The sequence below is a fragment of the Microbacterium sp. SSM24 genome, from assembly GCF_025989145.1.
Lineage (GTDB): Bacteria > Actinomycetota > Actinomycetes > Actinomycetales > Microbacteriaceae > Microbacterium.
On sequence record NZ_JAPDNQ010000002.1, the window covers coordinates 776,375 to 797,570 of the forward strand.

The following is a 21,196-nucleotide window of genomic DNA, read 5'->3' on the forward strand; positions in this document are numbered from 1 at the left end:
ATCGGACCGCGTTTTCGCCCAGTCTGCCAGCCGGCTCAGGTTTACTGCTTCGGTACTGCTTCGGATTCATGCCCTGGCATGTATCCCTTCCCCGTCAATCACATTAGGGACTTCTCATGAAAGCGCAAAAGGGGTTTTCCCCCAAGATTCCGCAAGGAGCTTCCTGAGGTTTTGCTGAGGAAGAGCGGCGAGCCGCCTGAATATATGCGACTTCGCTGATATATCAGTCAGGGTCGTGGGGCGCTCCCAATGTGCGCGAGACTGATCACGATGCTCATCTTCTACGTCGACGAGACCGGGACCGCGTCGCTCGCGACGGTGCCGGGGAGTGATCCGCCCGAACTCGTCCCCGGGACCGCCACCTTCTTCACACTGGCGGCTGTCGGCATCCGGGACAGCGCCCGCAAGCCGCTTGCGGAGTACCTGCTGCGCGCCAAAGCGGAGCATCTCGGCGCGGCCACCGACGCGCCGTGGGACGACACCGAGATCAAGGGGCGCTACCTGCTGCACGTCGCCAGGGCGTTGCACGGAGGGAGGAAGCACTCGGCCCCGACGGGATACTCCGCCCTCGCCGACCAGGCAGCGATGGACGCGTTCCTCCACGCTCTCGGCCTCGCGATGTCCGTGTTCCGGCCGCTGATCCTGGCCAACGTCGTCGACAAGTACAAGATGATCGCGCGCGGCATCTCCACCAATCCGATCGGGATCGCCTACAGCTACCTGCAGCGCAACATCGCACTCACCCTCGAGCACCAGCTCTCCGGCGAGTCGGCCATCATCGTGGCGGACCAGCAGACGCAGCACGAGGCGCTCTTCAAGAGCGGCGGCATCCACGAGATCCGGTCTCAGCTCGAGAAGGACCTCACCCGCGTCCCGAACTACAACCTCGTGCTCGACAAGCCGCTGTGGCTCGACACGGACCTCAGCATGTGGGACCGCGAGATCCTGCAGCTCGCCGATATCGCGTCGTTCCTCGTGACAAAGGTGATCGACGACGGCGAGCCGCCGGCCGAGCTCGCGCGGTTGTGGCAGGCGATGCTCCCCCAGTTCGCCCTGCACCACAAGTCGGGCAAAGTGCTCGGTCGCGGAATCGCGATGTATCCCCCGCGGTCGAGCAGACTCAGCTTCTGACCCTCACCCGTCGAGCACATCGAGACGCACGACGACCGGACCGCCCTCGACGAGCGACTCGGCATCGCGCACCGCCTTCTTCAACGGCAGCACGTACGCGTCGTCGGACGGGAAGATCGAGGTCGACCACTCCGTGCCGCCGATGCGCGCGCGGACGCGTACCGCCCCGAAGCCGCGGTACGGTCGCGGGATCTCGCGGATGTCTTCGCTCAGCTCCGGCGGAACGGTCGCGAAGAACCAGGCGGCGTCGTCTCGGGCGTCCCAGCGGATGACGTCCGCCTCGAACTCGATGATCATCCGAAGGACGCGACCCCGCCGTGCCGATCGACAAGCCTCTGCAGACAGTTCGACCAGCCCTCGATATGGCTCTCCCGCTCCTCGGCCGAGAGGAACCCGGTATGCCTCACGGTGACGCGGGTCGCGGCATCCGCTGCACTCTCGAGCGTCAGCTCGGCGTCGGTGGCGTGCTCCTCGCCCTCCCACCGCCATTCGAGGCGCATTCGGCGGGGCGCTTCGAGCTCGAGCACTCGGCCGAGCACGGCGAGCTCCGCGACCGACGAGCGCACCTCCCACCGTCCGAGGGCGGTCGCCTGCACGACCGCGGCGGTCTCGAAACGAGGGGGCCAGATCCACTCGGCCAGTCGTGAGGCATCGGTCAGATCACTCCACACCTCATCGACGGATGCCTCGACCAGCGCGCTCTCGGTCATCTCGAACATCCCGCCACGGTAGCCGGTGCCGCCGACATGCGCACCCGGCCGTCGGATCGTGGCCTCAACGGCCGTACTCGGGCGTCCAGTCATCGGCGTCGGAGGTCCATTCGGCGGCGGGAGCGGCATCCGCCACCCACCGGTCGTCCTCGCGACGGCGCCAGGCCGCGCCCTCGGGCCAGCTCGCAGCGAATGTGGTGGCCACCTTGTACACACGGCGCGAGAGCCCGCCGACGGTCTGCAGCGGGCGCGCCGACACCGGCATGCGCAGCTGCGGGTCGTAGCGCACGCCATCGGCTCGACGCAGGCGGATCGTGAGGTCGAGATCGTCGTGGATCCGCGCATTCTCCCGATCGACGAGGTCGCGCACACGCTCCCAGACGCGCGCGCGCATCGCGAAGTTCGAGCCGAACACGAGCGGGATCCCGAGCCACTTCTTCACCCAGTAGTGCCCCCCGCCGACGTACCATCGCTCACCGAGGTAGTTCGTGAGCGGGCTCCCGCCGTAGAACTCCGCTCCCCCGGTGAGCACGCCGAGGCCCGGATCCGCCACGAACCCCCGCACGAGCCGCGCGATCCAGTCCGGATGGGGACGCGAGTCCGCATCGAGCCTCGCGATGATGTCGGCGCCGTCGAGGGCCTCGTCGTAGCCGCGGGAAGCCGCCGGCCAGATGCCGATGCGCGCCTCCTCCACGACGTCGGCGCCATAGCGGCGTGCGACGTCGGCCGAGGCATCCGTGCTGCCGTTGTCGACCACCACGATGCGGTCGGCCGGATGCTGCTGCACCGCCAGCGCCGCGAGGCAGGCGTCGAGGAAATCCGCATCGTCGCGGCACGGGATCACGACCGTGACACGAGGAGCGAGGGGCACACGCAAACCATACTCCCCGAGGTCTTCGACTCCGGAGAGCGCCTCGCACGCCCGGCGAGGCTGTCCGAGGCGCCCGCTAGCCTCAGAGCCATGGATGCCGCCGCCGCCACCGATCTGCGGATCGTCCCCGCCAACGAGGCCACGTGGGACGATCTTCAGGCCGTGCTCACCGGCACGGCGGGCCGCTGCCAATGCCAGCGCCAGCGCCTCGGTGACCGCGACTGGTGGCACATGCCCCCGAGCGAACGCGGCGCCATTCTGCGCGAAGAGACCCACTGCGATGATCCGCGCGCCTCCGAGACCATCGGTCTCGTCGCGTACGACGGCGATGAGCCCGTCGCGTGGTGCGCGGTCGACCGTCGCAGTGTGTTCGGCCGCCTGCGCGGGTCCCCCGTCCCCTGGGCAGGACGCGACGAAGACAAGAACGACGACAGCGTCTGGGCGATCGCCTGCATGATCGTGCGCAAGGGGCACCGCGGGCGCGGCCTCACCTACCCGCTCGTCGCCGCCGCCGCCCAGCATGCCCGAGCCCGCGGCGCCGTCGCCATCGAGGGATATCCCCTCCTCACGGCGGGTTCGCAGGTCATCTGGGACGAGCTCAACGTCGGCGCGCTCGGCCCGTTCACGGCGGCCGGGTTCGCGGAGGTCACCCATCCCACCAAGCGCCGCCTGGTCATGCGCCTCGACTTCGACTGACCTTTCACCCGAACCGGGTGACGCACCCACCCCCGCACCGGCAGAACGATGTAGACGCCACAGGTCGCACCTCGCCGCGACCTGACTCGGGAAAGGGAAACACATGTCGGACACGCAGGAGCGCACCGGCTGGGCCGGTTGGGCCGTCTTCGCGGGCATCGTCCTCATCATCGCCGGTGCCTTCGACGCACTGCTCGGCCTCACCGCGATCCTCGCGCCGGCCGAGAAGTTCATCGCCGCGGGTGACGCCTACCTCCTCCTCTTCAACGTCGCCGGCTGGGGCTGGTGGCACCTGATCATCGGCCTGGCGCTGGTGCTCGTGGGCATCTTCATGCTCCGCGGCGCCACCTGGGCGCGAGTGATCGCCATCATCCTCGTGGCCATCAATGCCATCAGCCAGCTCGCCCTCATCGGCGTTCAGCCCTGGTGGTCGCTCACCGTGCTCGCGCTCGACATCGTCGTCATCTATGCGCTCACGGTCCACGGCAAGGAGCTCAAGAGCTGACTCCCGCCGTCCCCTGAACGTGAAGGGCGCCGTACCAAGCCAGGGGTACGGTGCCCTTCACTCTTGCGCACCGCCCTCGTCATCCCGGGAACGGGTCCGATGATGAGGGTTTCGTCATGTGAGCGCTCTCGTCGATGTAGCCCTTGAAACCGCTCCCACGGTTTGGTTACTGTCCTGTAAGTAGGCGGCATACCTGCCGCGCGACATCCCTCGACGATGAGAGGACTCTCGCATGACCACCCCCATCCCCCGCAGCCGGACGAGGCGGATCGCAGCCGTCATCACCGGAGCAGCAGTGATCGCCGGAGCACTGATGGCGAGCCCCGCGAGCGCCGCGCCACCCTGGGCCGTCGATCCGTTCAACCCGGACTTCGGACCCAACGTCACCGTCTACTCCCCCGATACGCCGATCGACCAGATCGAGGCCGAACTCGACGCCCTCGCCGATCAGCAGCGCGACGCCGAGATGAGCGGCGTTCGCAAGGCCGTGCTCTTCAAGCCGGGCCAGTACGGCACCGCCGAGAACCCCCTGCAGTTCGACGTCGGCTACTACACCGAGGTCGCCGGCCTCGGCGCATCACCCACCGACGTCGACATCAACGGATCGATCGAGGTGTACAACCGCTGCCTCGCCGACGGCGGAACCTCCAACTGCCTCGCGCTCGTGAACTTCTGGCGGACGATCTCGAACCTCTCGATCCAGGTGAACAGCCTCGGAGACGACGGATGCCGCGGCAGCGCCAACTTCTGGGCGGTGTCGCAGGCCGTGTCGATGCGCCGACTCGACATCTCGGGGGCGAACCTCTCGCTCATGGACTACTGCACCGCGGGTCCGCAGTACGCGAGCGGGGGCTTCATCGCCGACTCGCGCCTGCCCTTCGTGGTCAGCGGTTCGCAGCAGCAGTGGCTCACCCGCAACACGGAGGTGGCCGGCTGGTCGAACGGCGTCTGGAACCAGGTGTTCTCGGGCGTCGTCGGCGCGCCGAGTGACGCCAACTTCCCGACCGATCCGTACACGACGCTCGCGGCCACGCCGGCATCCCGGGAGAAGCCGTACCTTTATGTCGGTTCCGACGGCAGGTACGCGGTTCGCGTGCCGTCGTTCCAGCGCGACTCGAGCGGCATCTCGTGGGGCGCGGGCGAGACGGCCGGGCGCAGCATCCCGATCACCGACTTCTTCATCGCGAAGCCGGGCGACTCCGTGAAGAAGATCAACCTCGCGCTCGCGGCGGGCAAGAACCTCATCCTCACGCCGGGGGTGTACGACATTCCGGAGACGATCCTGGCGTGGCGTCCGAACACCGTCGTGCTCGGCCTCGGCCACGCGACCCTCACGGCGAAGAAGGGGGCCGTCCCGCTCGCCGTCGCCGACGTGCCGGGAGTCATCGTCGCCGGTGTCACGATCGACGCGGGCGAGAAGCTCTCCCCCGTGCTGATGAAGGTCGGGCTCACGAAGACCCTCAATCTGTCGAGCAAGGCGTCGAAGAACAACCCGATCACGCTCAGCGACGTGTACTTCCGCGTCGGCGGTCCGCACATCGGCAAGTCCACGACGGCGCTCGAGATCAACGCCGACAACGTGCTGATCGATCACACGTGGGTCTGGCGGGCCGATCACGGCGTCGAAGGGTTCACCGGCGGCGTGAACGGCGACACCCAGCGCTGGGCCACCAACACGGGCACGAACGGAGTGATCGTCAACGGCGACAACGTCACCGCCACGGGACTGTTCGTCGAGCACTTCCAGAAGTACAACACCCTCTGGAAGGGCGAGAACGGCCGCGTCGTCCTCTACCAGAACGAGCTGCCGTACGACCCGCCGACGCAGGCCGACTGGACGCAGCCCGACGGCACGCTCGGCTATCCGGGTTACGTGGTCGACGCGAAGGTGAAGAAGCACCGCCTCGACGGGGCCGGCGTCTACGTGTTCAACCAGAACAATCCGCAGATCATCACGGCGAACGGCTTCTCGGTGCCTCAGAGGCCCGGGGTCCAGCTGCACCACATCATGACGGTGAACCTCAGCGCCGGAACGATCCAGCACGTCGTGAACGGCGTCGGCGGACAGGCCGACAACACCAACACGGGTACTCCGCAGTACCTCGTGGACTACCCCGCGCCGTAGCGCGGGATCCGGATGCCTCGTCCCGGCAGATCACGCCGGGACGAGGCATCCGTCATTTCGTCGCGCGGGGGCCGACCGGTCACCAGAGCGGGTGGATCGCGTCCCGCAGGTCGCGGTCGTAGACCTCGCGCACGACGCGATCGAACGCGTCGACGTCGAATCCTCCGTCGAGCAGCGTCCCGGCTTCGGCGTTCGCGTCCGCCTGGCGCACGTTCCGCGCACCGGGGATCACGCTCGTCACGCCCGGCTGCGCGGCGATCCACGCGAGCGTCGCCGCCGGCAGTGAGGCATCGGCGGGCAGCGCGGCGGCGAGTTCGGCCGCGGCATCCACTCCGGTCTGGAAGTCCACGCCCGAGAACGTCTCGCCCCGATCGAACGCCTCGCCATGACGGTTGTAGGTGCGGTGGTCGTTCTCGGCGAAGGTCGTCGCCGCCGTGTACTTTCCCGAAAGAAGACCGGACGCCAGCGGCACCCGGGCGAAGATCGCCACCCCGGCTGCCTCGGCGGCGGGAAGCACCTCGTCGAGCGGCTTGAGGCGGAACGGGTTGAAGATGATCTGCACGTTCGTCACGTTCGGCCGAGCGATCGCGGCGAGCGCCTGCGCGGTCGTCTCGACGGACACGCCGTAGGCCGCGATCGTGCCGTCGGCGACGAGCGCGTCCAGAGCGTCATAGGTCGCGTCGTCATCGATCACGGCCGACGGCGGGCAGTGCAGCTGCACCAGATCGAGGGTGTCGACGCCGAGGTTGGCGCACGAGCGGTCGGTCCACGCGCGGAAGTTCTCGGGCGTGTAGTTCTCGGGCTCCTGCGCGAGGCGCCGGCCCATCTTGGTGGCCACCGTGATCCCGTGACCGGGCCGCCCCGCGAGGAAGCGCCCGATGATCGACTCGCTGCGCCCATCGCCGTAGACGTCCGCGGTATCGAACAGGGTGACGCCGTGATCAGCGGATGCCGCGAGCACCGCGGTCGCGTCGTCCTCGCTCACCGCGCCCCAGTCGGCGCCGAGCTGCCAGGTTCCGAGGCCGATCGCCGACACCGAGCGTCCGGTGCGGCCAAGTGCGCGGTGCTGCATGGGGATCCTTCCATCCGCGGCCACGCTCGTGCGGGCGGGCCGGGTCCAGCATGCCACGGTGCGGCGACAGCGGCTCCAGGGCTAGCGCCGCCGCACCCGCCCGACGACGACTGCCGTCGCGGCATCCAATCCTGTAAGCGCGGCGACCGTGCCCATGTAGACGACGAGGTCGCGTGCATCGAAGACCGTTCCGAGCAGGAGCATCGCGGGCTGGAACGCCGCACCAGCCAGCAGCGGGATGCCCGTCAGCTGGAAGAGTTCGATCGCCACGCACCACCCGGCAGCAATCGCGCCGACCACGATCGGCCGCAGCGACGGGGCCAGCATCACGACCGCGAAGTAGGCGGCTGCCGCGTAGAGCGCATCGCCCGCGATGTCGGATGCCGCGTTCTCCGGCGCGAACGCGTGCACGGAGAGTCCCGCCCCGGTCACGAGCACCAGCAGGACGACGGCGCCGATGCGTCGTCCTCGCCGTCCGCCTCGCGGTGCAACGTCGGCGTTCGCCGAGCGACGGCCGGCGGCATCGCGCGGAGAGTCCATCCCCACAGTCTGCGTCACGCTCCTGCGGCAGCGAGCGATCGCAGCACTAGATCGGAGGGACGGCGTTGCGATTCGGGTGTCGGCCCAGGATGGCGACCCCGGCGAGCACCGCATTGCCGAGCGAGAACACCGCGAGGACCAACCAGACGAGAACGCCGTCTGCGAACGCCTGGTCGAGCAGAAGTAGGACGAGTAGCACGACCTCGCCGACGAGCAGGAACAGCAGCATCACTCGCTCGATCCGTGATGCACGGCGACGGGCTGTCAGTTGTGCGGACGTGAGCGCAGCCAAGAGTCCGGCCAGAATGATCGCGTTCATTGGTCCTTGGACGGGCACGTTGAACGTGCCCCGACCTTCACCTCCTCAGCAGGTACGCAGACGTAGTCATGACGTTCGATTCAGCATCCCGTCCCTTCGTCGGCGGGCTTCGCGACACCCAGCTTCGCAACAGAGAAGTTCCGATGAGCAACAAGTCCTACCCAGAAGACCTCTATCAACGGAGGAAAATGACGCGCATTCTGTCCCCGCTTCGGAGGACAGTCGGGTTGCCTCGTACGCTCGAGCACCAAAAGCTCATCGACGACAACCGTTCGACCCCGAGGGCTTTGGAGGGGTTGACGTTTCGCAGACATGCAGAACGCCCGGAATCTCTCGCGAGGTTCCGGGCCGGATCCAGCATGCCACGGTGCACAACGCGAAAGGGCCGGCCTTTCGGCCGACCCTTTCTCATGTGGTCGGGATGACAGGATTTGAACCTGCGACCCCTTGACCCCCAGTCAAGTGCGCTACCAAGCTGCGCCACATCCCGATGCCCGAGCCGGAGCGCGGACAACTCCCCCATCCTACCCGGTCCCCGGAGCCCTCGCGAACGCGGCCGGGCCCCTCGCGCGTGTCGGAGCCGCGCAGTAGCTTCTCGGTATGGCGCAGATCACCATCCAACCCGCCACCGCCGACCGCTTCGCCGACGCCCAGCATGCCTGGGACAACGGCGGCGACGGGCGCGGCTGCCAGTGCCAGTGGTGGACGATCACGAATGCGGAATGGAACACCACGTCGCAGCCGCAGCGCCAGGAGCTCTTCCGCGCCGAGGTCGATGCCGGGCCGCCGCCCGGACTCGTCGCCTACGTCGACGGCGAGCCCGCCGGCTGGGTGCGCGTCGGACCGCGCACGCGGCAACGACGTCTCGCGCGAACGAAGAACTTCGCTCAGTCCGCCGAGCCGTGGGATGACGACTCGGTGTGGGCCGTCAGCTGCTTCGTGGTGCGCAAGGAGCACCGCGGCGAAGGACTCAACGATCGACTGCTCGCCGCCGCCGTCGACTTCGCGCGAGAGGGCGGCGCACGCGTGATCGAGGCATACCCGCTCGATCCCGCAGAGGGTTCCAAGAAGGGATCGAGCGCGCTGTTCCACGGCGTCGTGTCGACGTTCGTGAAGGCAGGTTTCGAAGAAGTGGCCCGTCCACGTGCAGATCTCGCTATCGTGGCTCTCGACCTGCGCTCCTGAGAGCGCCAGCCCTGGAACGTGGCCACGCCCCTGGGGTTGATCTACCCTGGACGACGGCGTCTCCTGTCATGCACCGCCTGAGGAGGACCATGCCACGCCTGTGGATCGCTTTCGCCCCGTTCATCTTCGCTGCGCTCGTGCACGTGTGGGCGCTCGCCGTCGACGCGCACGACGCCGCACGTCCCACGAAGCTGATGCTGATGCCGTTCCTCGCCCTCGCGGTGGTGTGGGCGGGGCATCGCCACTGGACGAGTGCGCACACGATCCTCGTGGTCGCCATCGGACTGTCGTGGCTGGGCGACGGAGCCGGGCCGCTCTTCCCCGGCACCGACGTCGTGCCGGTCATGCTCCTCTTCTTCGCGCTCGCCCACCTCTGCTACATCTGGCTGTTCTGGCGCATGCTCGCCGTTCGTCGCGTCCCCCTGTGGTCCGCGGTGTACGCCGTCTGGTACGTCGCCCTCCTCGTCGTGCTGTGGCCGTACCTCGGCGCCCTCCTCATCCCGGTCGCGCTCTACGGCATCGTGCTCGGCGCGACGGCGGTCGGCGCGGCGCGCTGTCACCCGCTGATCGCATGGGGCGGCGCGTTCTTCCTCGCGTCGGACTCGATCCTCGCGTTCGAGCTCTTCGTCCCCGACGCGCTCCCGGCATGGTCGAGCCCACTCGTCATGTCGCTGTACTGCCTGGGCCAGGGCCTCATCGCCGCAGGGGTGCTGGAAGCGACGCGTGCGCGTCTCGAGGCCCCCGTCGAGGCCGCGCCCGCCGTCAATGCCACAGCATGACCATGCGCATCGACACCTGACACGAGCGCCCACCGAATGACACCCGAGGCCACGGCATGAAGGATGCCTCCGCTCGCGTCGATGCGTGGCTCTGGGCGATCCGCGTCTACAAGACGCGTTCCGCCGCCACCACGGCGTGCCGCGCCGGCCATGTGCGCGTGAACGGCGAACGGGCGAAGGCCGCTCAGCCGGTGCGTCCCGGCGACGAGCTGCGGGTGCGGATCGCCGGCTTCGACCGCATTCTCGTCGTGAAGCAGCCCATCACGAAGCGCGTGGGAGCCTCCGTCGCCGCCGAGGCGGTCGAGGACCGCACTCCGCCTCCTCCACCTCGCGAGCTGACGGCCTTCGTGCCGGTGCGCGACCGCGGTGCCGGCCGGCCGACGAAGCGCGAACGGCGCGAGATCGACCGTCTGCGCGATCGCTGAAACCACGAGAGGCGTGTCGCTTCCGCGACGGATCAGGCGATGAGCTCCTGGAGCCAGCGCGTGCCTCGGACGTGGGCGGCAGCATCCGTCACCCTCTGACGCAGCTCACGATCGCCGGTCACCACGGTCACCTGCCTCCCCGCTGCGACGAGGCGCCGGGTTTCCGCGACGATCGCGTCGTCTCCGGATGCCTCCGCTCGCACGACATCGATGCCTGCGACGTCGCCGGCCGCACGCGCCTGACCCTCGAGCACGACGGACCATTCGGGGAACCACGTGTGCTCGGGAAGATCGAGCGCCGATGCGAGGATGCCCGTTTCGGCGGCTCCCGCCACGCGCGACAGCAGACCAGCCGCCGCGCCAGGTCGGTCGCGCCACCATCCGTCGGCCACCGAGCCCACCACGTTCGCCGCATCGACGACGATCGCAGGCCGCGCGGTCAGCAGGCCCCGCAGGCGGTCCCACGACGCAGCGAAGCCGGGATGGAGCGGATGCTGCGACACCGCGTCGATCGGCACCCAGGCGAGTTCCCTGCTCTCCGGGTCGCTGATGGTCGGCTCGAACGGGACCTCCACGTCGCCGATGAGCGTCGTGTAGCTCCAGTAGCCGAGATCGAGCACCGACAGCACGCGCGCGCGGATCGCGGCATCCGGAACCCCTGCTTCCTCGGCCGCTTCGCGCAGAGCCGCGTCGCACGCCGACTCGCCCTCGTGGCGGGCACCGCCCGGCAGAGCCCACGTGTCGCCGAAGTGGCTCCACGAGACGCGATGCTGCAGCAGCACTCCGCGGTCCGCGTCCACGGCGAGCAGACCCGCCGCACCGAATCGGCCCCAGTACCGCTCGCCGGTCGGTGCGACGACCCACGCGTCCCCGGGGTCGCGCGGGCCGAGCGGGCGGCGCGCTTCACCGAAGGCAGGGGGCTCGATCGTCACGCTGCCAGCCTGTCACACCGGCCGGCGCGGGGCGTCCGGGTGTCGGCCCGTGACCGACCGCCGGCGCCCTGTCGGCCGGTCCCCGCCGCTCAGCGCTGGCGGCGCTCCCGGACGCGCATGTTGATCACGATCGGCGACCCCTCGAAGCCGTAGATCTCGCGCAGACGGCGCTGGATGAACCGGCGGTAGCCCGGGTCGAGGAATCCGGTCGTGAACAGCACGAATGTCGGCGGCCGGCTCGCTGCCTGCGTGCCGAACAGGATGCGCGGCTGCTTGCCGCCACGGAGCGGGTGCGGGTGCTCGTTGACCAGCTCGGTGAGGAACGCGTTGAACTTGCCGGTCGGAATGCGCTGATCCCACGATTCGAGCGCGGTCTCGAGCGCAGGAACGAGCTTGTCGAGGTGGCGACCGGTGCGGGCCGAGATGTTGACGCGCGGCGCCCACGCGACGTGCGCGAGGTCCTGCTCGATCTCGCGCTCGAGGTACCGTCGGCGATCCTGCCCGTCCATGTCGTCGTCGTTGAGGCGATCCCACTTGTTGTAGGCGATGACGAGCGCGCGGCCCGACTCGAGCACCAGGTCGATGATGTTGAGATCCTGCACACTGACAGGCTGCGTGACGTCGATGACCACGATCGCGACTTCGGCCTTCTCGAGCGCGGCCGAGGTGCGCAGGGAGGCGTAGAAGTCCGCACCCTGCTGAAGGTGGACGCGGCGACGGATGCCTGCCGTGTCGACGAAGCGCCACAGCTTGCCGCCCAGATCGACGATCTCGTCCACGGGGTCGCGGGTCGTGCCGGCGAGCTCGTTCACGACGACGCGCTCTTCACCGGCGGCCTTGTTGAGGAGGGAGGACTTGCCGACGTTGGGGCGGCCGAGGATCGCCACGCGGCGCGGGCCGCCGATCTCAGCCTTCGCGACGGCCGAGACGTCGGGGAGCACCTTCACGACCTCGTCGAGGAGGTCGGCCACTCCACGGCCGTGGATCGCCGAGACGGGGTGCGGCTCGCCGAGTCCGAGGTTCCACAGCGCGGCGGCCTCGGGCTCATGGCGAGCGTCGTCGATCTTGTTCGCCACGAGGAACACCGGCTTGCCGCTCTTGCGCAGCAGACGCACGACGTGCTCGTCGGTGGACGTCGCGCCGACCATCGCGTCGACGACGAACATGACCACGTCGCAGAGGTCGATCGCAACCTCGGCCTGAGCGGCGACGGAGCGGTCGATGCCGCGCGCGTCGGGCTCCCACCCGCCGGTGTCGACGAGCGAGAACCGGCGCTCCATCCACTCGGCCTTGTACGTGACGCGGTCGCGGGTGACGCCCGGGGTGTCCTCGACGACCGCTTCCCGGCGACCGAGGATGCGGTTGACGAGCGCAGACTTGCCGACGTTCGGGCGCCCGACGATCGCCACGACGGGCAGGGCGGGCAGGTACTCGATGCCGTCTTCGCCGCGCAGCACTCCGTCGAGGAGGACGGAGTCCTCGTCGTCGAGCTCGTAGTCGGCGAGCCCCGCACGGAGCGAGGCGGCGCGCCTTTCGGCCAGTTCCTCGTCGAGGTCTGCCAGGTTCTCGGCGAGGTGGTCCTCGCCCGCTTCGAATTCGTCGAAGTCTTCTGCGTCGCGGCTGTCAGCGGCCATCGTTCATTCCCGTCTGTACAGGCTCATTCGTGCGGATGACGCCGATGACGGCGTCCACGGTCTGGTCGAAGTCGAGGTGGGTCGAGTCGACGACCTCGACGCCCGGCGCGGCGGTGAGGAAGTCGACGACAGCCGAGTCGGAGGCATCGCGCTTGTGCAGCGCAGCGGCGACGGCCGCGGCATCCTGTCCGGCGAGTTCGGCGCTGCGCCTCGCCGCCCGCACCTCGGGGGCGGCCGTGAGGAGGATGCGCACCGGGGCGTCGGGCGCGACGACCGTCGTGATGTCGCGGCCCTCGATGACGACGCCGGAGCGGCCGGATGCCGTCACCAGGGCACGGAAGAGCGTGTTGACGGACTGCCGCACCGCGGGCACGCGTGCGACGCCGCTCACAGCATCCGACACGCGCGGCTCGCGGATCGCGGCGGTCACGTCGGCTGCACCCACCCGCACCCAGAAGGTGTCCGGATCGAGCGAGATCGCGTAGTCGAAGTCGCCCATCACTTCGAGGACGGCGGTCGAGTCAGACGTGTCGATGCCGTGCTCGAGCGCGTGCCACGCGAGCGCCCGATAGGCGGCGCCGGTGTCGAGGAAGCCATAGCCCAGTCGGCGCGCGACCTGCTTGGAGACGCTCGATTTGCCGCTGCCGGCGGGTCCGTCGATCGCGACGATGAACGGCTCAGTCATTGGTGGTGCTCGCAATCTTCCAGCCGCGGGCCTCCAGGCCCTCCACGGCGCGTCGTACGGCACTGGGCACGACGCTGATCTCGGCCAGGCCGAACTGCGCGCCGGGCGAGTGCTCCAGACGCAGGTCCTCGACGTTCACGTCGAGCTCCCCGAGCTCTCCGAACAGGCGCCCGAGCTGGCCCGACGTGTCGTCGACCATCACGACGACCTGCTCGAAGCGGCGGTTCTGACCGTGCTTGCCGGGGAGGCGCTCGACGCCCTCGTTCCCTCGGCGGATCGTGTCGGCGACGGCGCGGCGTGCGCCGGGAGCGTCGGGGCTGCGCAGCGCATCGGCCACCGACGAGAGGTCAGCGGCGAGCGCATCGAGCACGTCGACCACCGGGGTCGCATTGGCGCCGAGGATCTGCACCCACAGTTCGGGGGCGGATGCCGCGATCCGCGTCGTATCGCGCACCCCCTGGCCCGCCAGGCCGAGGGATCCGTCCGGCGCGTCCACGAAGCGACCGGCGAGAAGGCTCGCGACGAGCTGCGGAACGTGGGAGACGAGCGCGACGGCGCGGTCGTGCTCTTCCGGACCCATCTCGAGGGGCATCGCGCCGAGGTCCAGGGCGAGCGCCTCGACGACCGCGAGATCGGTCGCCGACGTCTCGCCGTCACGGCATACGACCCAGGGCCGGCCGACGAAGATGTCGGCGCGCGCCGAGATGGCTCCGCCGCGTTCGCGTCCCGCGAGCGGGTGCGAGCCGATGTAGTGGGTGAGATCGACGCCGCGTTCGCGCAACGTGCGCAGCGGCTCGAGCTTGACACTGGCGACGTCGGTGACGACGGCCCGCGGGTACCGTGCGAGCTCGCGCTCGATGACGTCGGCCGTGACATCCGGCGGCACCGCCACCACGATGAGTGCGGGCTCGTCCTCTGCGGCCGCCCGACGGCCGGCGCCGTAGTCGACGGCGAGGCGCAGCTGTGCCGGAGAGGTGTCGTCGAGCGCGACATCGACCCCGAGTGCGGTCAGCGCGTGGCCGATGCTCGCGCCGAGCAGGCCGGCGCCCACGATCCGCACGGTGCCCTGCACCCGCGCGGCGCGCGCGCCGGAAGTCGTCGGCGTGGACTCGGTCACTCGTTCTCCTGATCGCTCCGCGGGTCGGAGTCGTCGTGGGACTCGGGCGCATCGCCCGTCGCGCGACGCGCGAGAGTCAGCAGAGCGCCCCGCTCCACCTTAGTCAACTCACGAGCGCGCCCGGCTGGCAGCGTTCCCAGGTGAAGTGGACCGAACTGCCGCCTCACGAGTTCGACGACCGGATGCCCCACCTCCGCCATCATGCGCCGCACGATGCGGTTGCGTCCCGAGTGCAGCGTGAGTTCGACCAGCGATCCCCCGCCTTCGGCCGACGACGACAGCAGTCGCGCCTTGTCGGCGGCGATCCGGCCGTCTTCGAGCTCGACGCCGCGCAGGAGCCGCTGGATCGTCTGCGGCGTCACCCGTCCCTCGACCTTCGCGATGTAGACCTTCGTCACCCCGAAGGACGGATGCGCCAGGACGTGGGCGAGCTCGCCGTCGTTGGTCAGCACGAGGAGGCCGCTGGTCTCCGCGTCGAGCCGCCCGACGTTGTACAGGCGCTCCTCCCAGTCCTTCGTGAACATTCGCAGATCCGGGCGCCCCCGTTCGTCCTTCATCGAGCTGACCACGCCTGTCGGCTTGTTGAGCATCACGTAGCGCTTGGACTGATCGAGCTGCACCGCGGAGCCGTCGACGTCGACGAGGTCGCTCTCGGGGTCGATGCGGGATCCGAGCTCGGTCACGACCTGGCCGTTGACGCGGACGCGGCCCTCGACGATGAGCTGTTCCGCCACACGACGCGAGGCGACACCCGCGTTCGCGAGCACCTTCTGCAGACGGACGCCCTCGGGCGTGCCGAAGGGATCGTGGTCGCTCATCGGCGGGCCTCCTCGTCGAATCCGTCGGCCCCGTCATCGAGGAGCGGCGAGATGTGCGGCAGCTCGTCGAGCGAGTTGATGCCGAGGTTCACCAGGAGCGCGCCCGTGGTGCCGTAGTTGATGGCGCCGGTCTCGGCATCCGTGAACACTTCGGTGATGAGCCCGCGCGAGAGCAGCGTGCGCACGACGGAGTCGACGTTCACCGCACGGATCGACGCCACCTGGCCGCGTGTGACGGGCTGCTTGTACGCGATGACGGCGAGCGTCTCGAGCGCCGCCTGCGACAGGCGCGACGGCGCCTGCGCGTTCACGAACTCGCTCACGAGGTCGTCGTGCTCCTCACGGACGTAGAGGCGCCAGCCGCCCCCCACCTCGCGCAGCTCGAAGCCGCGCACGGGTCCGCCGGTCTCGCCGTCGTAATCGGCGACGAGCCCCTCCACGGCCTGCCGGACGGCCGGGACCGGCGAGCCGACCGCCGCAGCGAGGCTCACGAGGCTCTGCGGCTCCTCGACGATGAGCAGGATCGCCTCCAGCCGTCGCGCGACGTCGGTGGTCGCCACGGGTGCGGACGGTTCCTGTGCGTGAGGATCATCGGTCATAGTCGGCTCCCAGAGTGGCGAGGTTCTCGTCGGACCAGCGCTGCGCACTCCAGCGGAGCGTGAGCTCCCCGAGCGGCTCGAGCTGTTCGAAGGACAGGGCGGCGTGGCGGTACAGCTCCAGCACAGAGAGGAATCGGGCGACCACGACACCGGGCTGAGTGACACCGGCGACGAGCTCGCGGAAGTTCAAGGTGCCGGCATCCCGCAGCAGCGTCACCACGACCGCGGCCTGCTCACGGATGCTCACGAGCGGAGCGTGCAGGTGGTCGAGCCCGACGTGCGGGATCTCCTTGGGCGTCATCGCAAGGAGGGCGAGCGCGGCGAAGTCGTCGGCGCTGAGCGTCCAGACCAGTTCGGGCACCGCGTTGCGGTACTTCTCGTCGAGCCGCACCGCACGGGTGTGCCGACGATCCTCGCGCTGCAGGCAGCGCTCGAACCACACCGAGACCTCCTTGAAGGCCCGGTACTGCAGAAGACGGGCGAACAGCAGATCCCGCGCCTCGAGCAGCGCAACCGATTCCGCGTCGACGAGCTCTCCCTGCGGCAGGAGCCCCGCGACCTTCATGTCGAGGAGGGTCGCCGCGACGACGAGGAATTCGGATGCCTCCTCCAGCTCCTCGTCGGGCCCGAGTTCGCGCAGGTACGCGATGAACTCGTTCGTCACGGCCGACAGCGACACCTCTGTGATGTCGAGCTCGTGCTTCGAGATGAGAGTAAGCAGCAGGTCGAACGGCCCGTCGAAGCCCGCGAGCGAGACGCGGAAGCCCTCGACGGGCGACTCGCTGGCGAGGGCGTGCTCGTCAGGCGACGGCGCCACGGGCGACCAGCTCCCGCGCCAGTCGCAGGTAGGCCTGCGCGGCGGCGTGCTCGGGCGCGAACTCGGTGATGGGCATGCCCGACACCGAGGCGTCCGGGAACTTCACGGTCCTGCCGATGACGGTCTCGAGGACGTCGTCGCCGAAGGCGTCGACGACCCGCTCGAGCACCTCCCGCGAGTGGAGCGTGCGCGCGTCGTACATCGTCGCGAGCACACCGTCGAGCGTGATCGTCGGGTTCAGCCGATCGCGCACCTTGTCGATCGTCTCGATGAGCATCGCGACGCCGCGCAGGGCGAAGAACTCGCACTCGAGCGGGATGATCACGCCGTGGCTGGCGGTGAGCGCGTTCACCGTCAGCAGGCCGAGCGAGGGCTGGCAGTCGACGAGGATCACGTCGTAGTCGGGAGTGAGCTTGCGCAGCGCGCGAGAGAGGGTCTGCTCGCGCGCGACCTCGTTCACCAGGTGCACTTCCGCGGCCGACAGATCGATGTTGGCCGGAATCACGTCGAGGTTCTCGACGCGGCTCTTCACCACGACGTCGCGCGGATCACGCTTGCCGTCGACGAGCAGATCGTAGATCGTCGGGATGTCGTGGGTCTGGATGCCGAGTCCGGCCGACAGCGCGCCCTGCGGGTCGAAGTCGACCGCGAGCACCTTGCGGCCGTAGCTGGCGAGCGCGGCTGCGAGGTTGATGGTGGTCGTCGTCTTTCCGACGCCGCCCTTCTGATTGCACAGCGAGATGATGCGGGCGGGACCCGTGCCGTCGAGGGCCGGAGGGGTCGGGAAGCCGTGGTAGGGACGTCCGGTGGGACCGATCGGCGTCCCGTCGCCTGAGGCCTTCGTCGCGCCCCGCTTGCTGCCCGCCACAGACTCTCCTGACTTCGCCATGCCGTGCACCGATTCTAGTCACGGCGAGGCCCTTCCCCCGGGAAGGGTCAGCGGGCGCGCGGGTGAGAGGTGACGTAGACGTCGCGGAGCGCGTCGACGGAGACATGGGTGTAGATCTGCGTGGTGGCCACGGAGGCATGGCCGAGCAGCTCCTGGACGACCCGCACGTCGGCGCCGCCCTGGAGCAGGTGGGTCGCGAACGAATGCCGGAGCGTGTGCGGCGAGACGTGGGCGGTGAGCTGCGCGCGGTCGGCGGCGTCATGGATGATCAGCCACGCGCTCTGCCGCGACAGCGGCGCGCCGCGTGCGCCGAGGAACAGCTTCGGCGTCGCCCTCCCTCGGCGCGAGAGCTCGGGGCGCGCGCGCGTCAGATACGCGTCCACCGCGGCGCGAGCGTATGAGCCGACCGGCACGATCCGCTCTTTCGAGCCCTTTCCGCGCACCCGGATCACATCGCCGTGGGCGAGGTCGTCGACGTCGAGCTGCACGACCTCGGACACCCGCGCTCCGGTGGCATAGAGGAGCTCGAGCAGGGCACGGTCGCGCAGACCCACCAGGTCTCCGGGGGCTGCGCCGGGAGCGGCATCCGCCTCTGTCGACGGAGCGGGACCCGACGCCTCCAGCAGCGCCTCGACCTGATCGATGGTGAGCGCCTTCGGCAGCCGCTGCGGCTGCTTCGGCGGGCGCAGACGCGCGGACGGGTCGACGTTCTCGATGCCCTCGCGGGCCAGGAAGCGATGCAGTCCGCGCACCGACGACTGCAGTCGAGCGAGAGAGGATGCCGCGACCGCCGGCTGCGCGGAGGCGCGCTCGCCGGCGAACTCGGCGACGACGGCGGAGGTTACCTCGGATGAGTCGCCGATGCCCCGCGCGGCGAGCCACGCGACGTATCCGGCGAGGTCTCGGCGGTACGCGGCGACGGTGTTGTCGGACAGACCGCGCTCGATGGTGATGTGCCGCAGGTAGGCGTCCACCGCCCGGTCGAGCCTCATGTCAGGACCCGGATGCGCCGTCCGGGCGCTCCGCCGCTGCGCGCAGCCGTTCCGCTGCCGCGAGAACGCCGACCGCGAGGATGCCGTTGCGCAGGCGCCCCGCGAGAACGCCGGCGACGACCTCTGTGAGCGGCACCCACTCCACCCGGATGTCGGCCTCCTCGTCTTCGCGAGGGTGAATCGCCCGAGCAGCCGACAGGCCCCGCGCGAGGAAGAGGTGGACGACCTCGTCGTTGCCGCCGGGCGTCGTGAAGACGCTGACGAGGGGCTCCCACGATTCCGCCACGAGATCGGCTTCCTCCGCGAGCTCGCGCACGGCGCTCTGCATCGGGGTCTCCCCCGCCACGTCGAGGAGTCCGGCAGGGATCTCCCAATCGCGATGGCGGATCGGATGCCGGTACTGCTGGATCAGCAGCACCCGGTCGGTGTCGTCGATCGCGACGATCGCGGCCGCGCCGGGATGATCCACGTACTGACGTACGATCTGGTCGCCGTTGTACGCGACGGTGTCGCTGCGGACGTCCCACACGCGCCCCTCGTACACCAGATCGCTGTCGATGACCTCGAGCGTGACGGGCTCGTCGGCGAGCGGCGAGCCGCCGACGGCGTCAGCCATTCTCGACGTCGAAGAGCTCGCTGGAGCGGTGCCGCTCGAGGGCCGCGCCGACGAGGCCGCGGAAGAGCGGATTCGCGTCCGTCGGACGGGAACGGAGCTCGGGGTGCGCCTGCGTCGCGATGTAGTAGGGGTGCACGTCGCGCGGGAGCTCCACGTACTCGACGAGGTCCAGATCGGGATTGATGCCGGAGAACACCAGGCCCGCCTGTGCGATCTGGTCGCGATAGCGGTTGTTCACCTCGTAGCGGTGGCGGTGGCGCTCCGAGGCACGGCGGGAACCGTAGACCTCGGCGGCGATCGAGCCCTCGGCGAGTTCCGCCGGGTACAGCCCGAGGCGCATCGTGCCGCCCATGTCGCCGCTCTCGAGGATGTCGACCTGCTCCTCCATCGTCGCGATGACAGGGTGCACGGTGTCGGGGTCGAACTCGCTCGACGAGGCGTCCTCGATGCCCGCGACATGACGCGCGTACTCGATGACGATGCACTGGAGCCCGAGACAGATGCCCAGCGTCGGAATCCCCTGCTCGCGCGCGAACTTGAGGGCGCCGATCTTGCCCTCGATGCCGCGGATGCCGAAGCCGCCCGGGATCACGATGCCGTCGAGCGGGGCGAGCGCCTTCGCGGCTCCTTCGGGGGTCTCGCACTCGTCCGAGGGGATCCAGCGGATCTTGACGTGGGTCTCCTGGGCGAATCCGCCCGCCTTGAGCGCCTCGGTGACCGAGAGGTAGGCGTCCGGGAGATCGATGTACTTGCCGACGAGGCCGATCGTGACCTCGTGCTTGGGGTTGTGCACCGCCTGAAGCACGCGCTCCCATCGCGACCAGTCCACCTCGGTCGCGTTCGCCAGCCCCAGCGCTCGCACGATGTACTCGTCGAGTCCCTGCTCGTTGAGCATCGACGGGATGTCGTAGATGCTCGGCACGTCGACGGCGTTGACGACGGCACCCTCGTCGACGTCGCACATGAGTGCGATCTTCCGCTTGTTCGACTCGGTGACGGGACGGTCGCTGCGCAGCACGAGGGCATCGGGCTGGATGCCGATCGAGCGGAGCGTTGCGACCGAGTGCTGCGTCGGCTTGGTCTTCTGCTCGCCGGAGGCGCCCATGAAGGGCACGAGCGAGACATGAACGAAGAACACGTTCTGGCGACCGAGCTCGTGGCGGATCTGACGCGCCGACTCGATGAACGGCTGCGACTCGATGTCGCCGACAGTACCGCCGATCTCGGTGATGATCACGTCGGGGCGCGGCTCCTCGGTCGCCTGCAACCGCATGCGGCGCTTGATCTCGTCGGTGATGTGAGGGATCACCTGCACGGTGTCTCCGAGGTACTCGCCGCGCCGCTCTCGCGCGATCACCTGCGAGTAGATCTGCCCCGTCGTCACGTTCGCGGCCTGGCTCAGCTCGATGTCGAGGAAGCGCTCGTAGTGTCCGATGTCGAGATCGGTCTCGGCGCCGTCGTCCGTCACGAAGACTTCGCCGTGCTGGAACGGATTCATCGTGCCCGGGTCGACGTTGAGGTACGGATCCAGCTTCTGCATGACGACGTGCAGGCCGCGCGCCGTGAGCAGGTTTCCGAGGCTGGCGGCGGTGAGGCCCTTGCCGAGAGAGGAAACGACACCACCGGTCACGAAGATGTGCTTGGTGGTGTCGTTCGAAGTGTCACCGCGGGAAGAACCAGAAGTCTGCATCACGGGCTTTTATCCTATCTCACGTCTGGGGGTCGATCCTGAGCGAACG

24 protein-coding genes and 1 tRNA gene are annotated in these 21,196 nt (G+C 69.1%); 7 read left to right on the forward strand and 18 right to left on the reverse strand.

From position 1 onward, the window contains the following. Positions 1-270 precede the first annotated feature (270 nt). The gene (locus OL358_RS15650) at positions 271-1,131 is read left to right on the forward strand and encodes a hypothetical protein (protein WP_264710982.1); all 861 of its coding nucleotides are present in this window, start codon (positions 271-273) and stop codon (positions 1,129-1,131) included. A gap of 3 nt (positions 1,132-1,134) precedes the next feature. Here the strand turns inward: OL358_RS15650 and OL358_RS15655 are convergent, their stop codons facing one another. The 3 genes from OL358_RS15655 to OL358_RS15665 are packed head-to-tail and all read right to left on the reverse strand — an operon-like array spanning position 1,135 to position 2,712. Next, complete coding sequence (locus tag OL358_RS15655) at positions 1,135-1,428, reverse strand: DUF1905 domain-containing protein (RefSeq protein ID WP_264710983.1); 294 nt, start codon at positions 1,426-1,428, stop codon at positions 1,135-1,137. After that, on the reverse strand, positions 1,425-1,850 hold the full coding sequence (locus tag OL358_RS15660; protein WP_264710984.1) for an SRPBCC family protein: 426 nt from the start codon (positions 1,848-1,850) through the stop codon (positions 1,425-1,427). Before OL358_RS15660 ends, OL358_RS15655 begins: the two co-directional genes overlap by 4 nt. Before the next feature lie 55 nt (positions 1,851-1,905). After that, complete coding sequence (locus OL358_RS15665) at positions 1,906-2,712, reverse strand: glycosyltransferase (protein ID WP_264710985.1); 807 nt, start codon at positions 2,710-2,712, stop codon at positions 1,906-1,908. A 90-nt stretch (positions 2,713-2,802) separates the two neighbouring features. Between OL358_RS15665 and OL358_RS15670 the strand changes: the two genes are divergently transcribed. The 3 genes from OL358_RS15670 to OL358_RS15680 all read left to right on the forward strand — a co-directional run bounded on the left by OL358_RS15670 (position 2,803) and on the right by OL358_RS15680 (position 6,038). Continuing rightward, complete coding sequence (locus OL358_RS15670) at positions 2,803-3,408, forward strand: GNAT family N-acetyltransferase (protein ID WP_264710986.1); 606 nt, start codon at positions 2,803-2,805, stop codon at positions 3,406-3,408. A gap of 103 nt (positions 3,409-3,511) precedes the next feature. Then, the gene (locus tag OL358_RS15675; RefSeq protein WP_264710987.1) at positions 3,512-3,913 is read left to right on the forward strand and encodes a hypothetical protein; all 402 of its coding nucleotides are present in this window, start codon (positions 3,512-3,514) and stop codon (positions 3,911-3,913) included. Positions 3,914-4,145: 232 nt separating this feature from the next. Next, positions 4,146-6,038: an adenylyl cyclase gene (locus tag OL358_RS15680; protein ID WP_264710988.1), complete on the forward strand. Its 1,893-nt coding sequence runs from the start codon at positions 4,146-4,148 to the stop codon at positions 6,036-6,038. Between the two features lie 79 nt (positions 6,039-6,117). Here the strand turns inward: OL358_RS15680 and OL358_RS15685 are convergent, their stop codons facing one another. The 4 genes from OL358_RS15685 to OL358_RS15700 form a co-directional block, all read right to left on the reverse strand. Then, positions 6,118-7,110 (reverse strand): aldo/keto reductase, encoded by a 993-nt coding sequence (locus OL358_RS15685; protein WP_264710989.1) that lies wholly within the window; start codon positions 7,108-7,110, stop codon positions 6,118-6,120. 81 nt (positions 7,111-7,191) lie between these two features. Then, complete coding sequence (locus OL358_RS15690) at positions 7,192-7,650, reverse strand: DUF2809 domain-containing protein (protein WP_264710990.1); 459 nt, start codon at positions 7,648-7,650, stop codon at positions 7,192-7,194. Positions 7,651-7,696: 46 nt separating this feature from the next. Further along, positions 7,697-7,882, reverse strand: a complete 186-nt coding sequence (locus tag OL358_RS15695; RefSeq protein WP_264710991.1) for a hypothetical protein — start codon at positions 7,880-7,882, stop codon at positions 7,697-7,699. 500 nt (positions 7,883-8,382) lie between these two features. After that, positions 8,383-8,459, reverse strand: a tRNA-Pro gene (locus tag OL358_RS15700). 110 nt (positions 8,460-8,569) lie between these two features. Between OL358_RS15700 and OL358_RS15705 the strand changes: the two genes are divergently transcribed. From OL358_RS15705 to OL358_RS15715, 3 genes are all read left to right on the forward strand, one after another. Continuing rightward, positions 8,570-9,154 (forward strand): GNAT family N-acetyltransferase, encoded by a 585-nt coding sequence (locus OL358_RS15705; protein ID WP_264710992.1) that lies wholly within the window; start codon positions 8,570-8,572, stop codon positions 9,152-9,154. Between the two features lie 89 nt (positions 9,155-9,243). Beyond that, positions 9,244-9,933, forward strand: a complete 690-nt coding sequence (locus OL358_RS15710) for a lysoplasmalogenase (RefSeq protein WP_264710993.1) — start codon at positions 9,244-9,246, stop codon at positions 9,931-9,933. Positions 9,934-9,989: 56 nt separating this feature from the next. Continuing rightward, on the forward strand, positions 9,990-10,358 hold the full coding sequence (locus tag OL358_RS15715; protein WP_264710994.1) for an RNA-binding S4 domain-containing protein: 369 nt from the start codon (positions 9,990-9,992) through the stop codon (positions 10,356-10,358). 32 nt (positions 10,359-10,390) lie between these two features. On the opposite strand, the gene OL358_RS15720 is transcribed toward OL358_RS15715, so the two are convergent. The 11 genes from OL358_RS15720 to OL358_RS15770 all read right to left on the reverse strand — a co-directional run bounded on the left by OL358_RS15720 (position 10,391) and on the right by OL358_RS15770 (position 21,147). After that, entirely contained in the window at positions 10,391-11,290 is a 900-nt protein-coding gene (locus tag OL358_RS15720) for an NUDIX domain-containing protein (protein WP_264710995.1), read from the reverse strand. A gap of 89 nt (positions 11,291-11,379) precedes the next feature. Then, positions 11,380-12,924 (reverse strand): ribosome biogenesis GTPase Der, encoded by a 1,545-nt coding sequence (der, locus tag OL358_RS15725; protein ID WP_264710996.1) that lies wholly within the window; start codon positions 12,922-12,924, stop codon positions 11,380-11,382. Further along, positions 12,914-13,609 (reverse strand): (d)CMP kinase, encoded by a 696-nt coding sequence (gene cmk / locus OL358_RS15730; protein WP_264710997.1) that lies wholly within the window; start codon positions 13,607-13,609, stop codon positions 12,914-12,916. The genes der and cmk overlap by 11 nt, the downstream gene beginning before the upstream one ends. Further along, complete coding sequence (locus OL358_RS15735) at positions 13,602-14,726, reverse strand: prephenate dehydrogenase (protein WP_264710998.1); 1,125 nt, start codon at positions 14,724-14,726, stop codon at positions 13,602-13,604. The genes cmk and OL358_RS15735 overlap by 8 nt, the downstream gene beginning before the upstream one ends. Then, positions 14,723-15,544: a pseudouridine synthase gene (locus OL358_RS15740; RefSeq protein WP_264710999.1), complete on the reverse strand. Its 822-nt coding sequence runs from the start codon at positions 15,542-15,544 to the stop codon at positions 14,723-14,725. Before OL358_RS15740 ends, OL358_RS15735 begins: the two co-directional genes overlap by 4 nt. Next, on the reverse strand, positions 15,541-16,143 hold the full coding sequence (scpB, locus tag OL358_RS15745; RefSeq protein ID WP_264711000.1) for an SMC-Scp complex subunit ScpB: 603 nt from the start codon (positions 16,141-16,143) through the stop codon (positions 15,541-15,543). The genes OL358_RS15740 and scpB overlap by 4 nt, the downstream gene beginning before the upstream one ends. After that, on the reverse strand, positions 16,133-16,960 hold the full coding sequence (locus tag OL358_RS15750; RefSeq protein ID WP_264711001.1) for a segregation and condensation protein A: 828 nt from the start codon (positions 16,958-16,960) through the stop codon (positions 16,133-16,135). The genes scpB and OL358_RS15750 overlap by 11 nt, the downstream gene beginning before the upstream one ends. Beyond that, positions 16,944-17,849 (reverse strand): ParA family protein, encoded by a 906-nt coding sequence (locus OL358_RS15755; RefSeq protein ID WP_264711002.1) that lies wholly within the window; start codon positions 17,847-17,849, stop codon positions 16,944-16,946. The genes OL358_RS15750 and OL358_RS15755 overlap by 17 nt, the downstream gene beginning before the upstream one ends. Positions 17,850-17,896: 47 nt before the next feature. Next, positions 17,897-18,841, reverse strand: a complete 945-nt coding sequence (gene xerD, locus OL358_RS15760; protein ID WP_264711003.1) for a site-specific tyrosine recombinase XerD — start codon at positions 18,839-18,841, stop codon at positions 17,897-17,899. Position 18,842: 1 nt separating this feature from the next. Further along, entirely contained in the window at positions 18,843-19,457 is a 615-nt protein-coding gene (locus tag OL358_RS15765) for an NUDIX domain-containing protein (protein ID WP_264711004.1), read from the reverse strand. Beyond that, the gene (locus tag OL358_RS15770; protein ID WP_264711036.1) at positions 19,450-21,147 is read right to left on the reverse strand and encodes a CTP synthase; all 1,698 of its coding nucleotides are present in this window, start codon (positions 21,145-21,147) and stop codon (positions 19,450-19,452) included. Before OL358_RS15770 ends, OL358_RS15765 begins: the two co-directional genes overlap by 8 nt. Positions 21,148-21,196 lie beyond the last annotated feature (49 nt).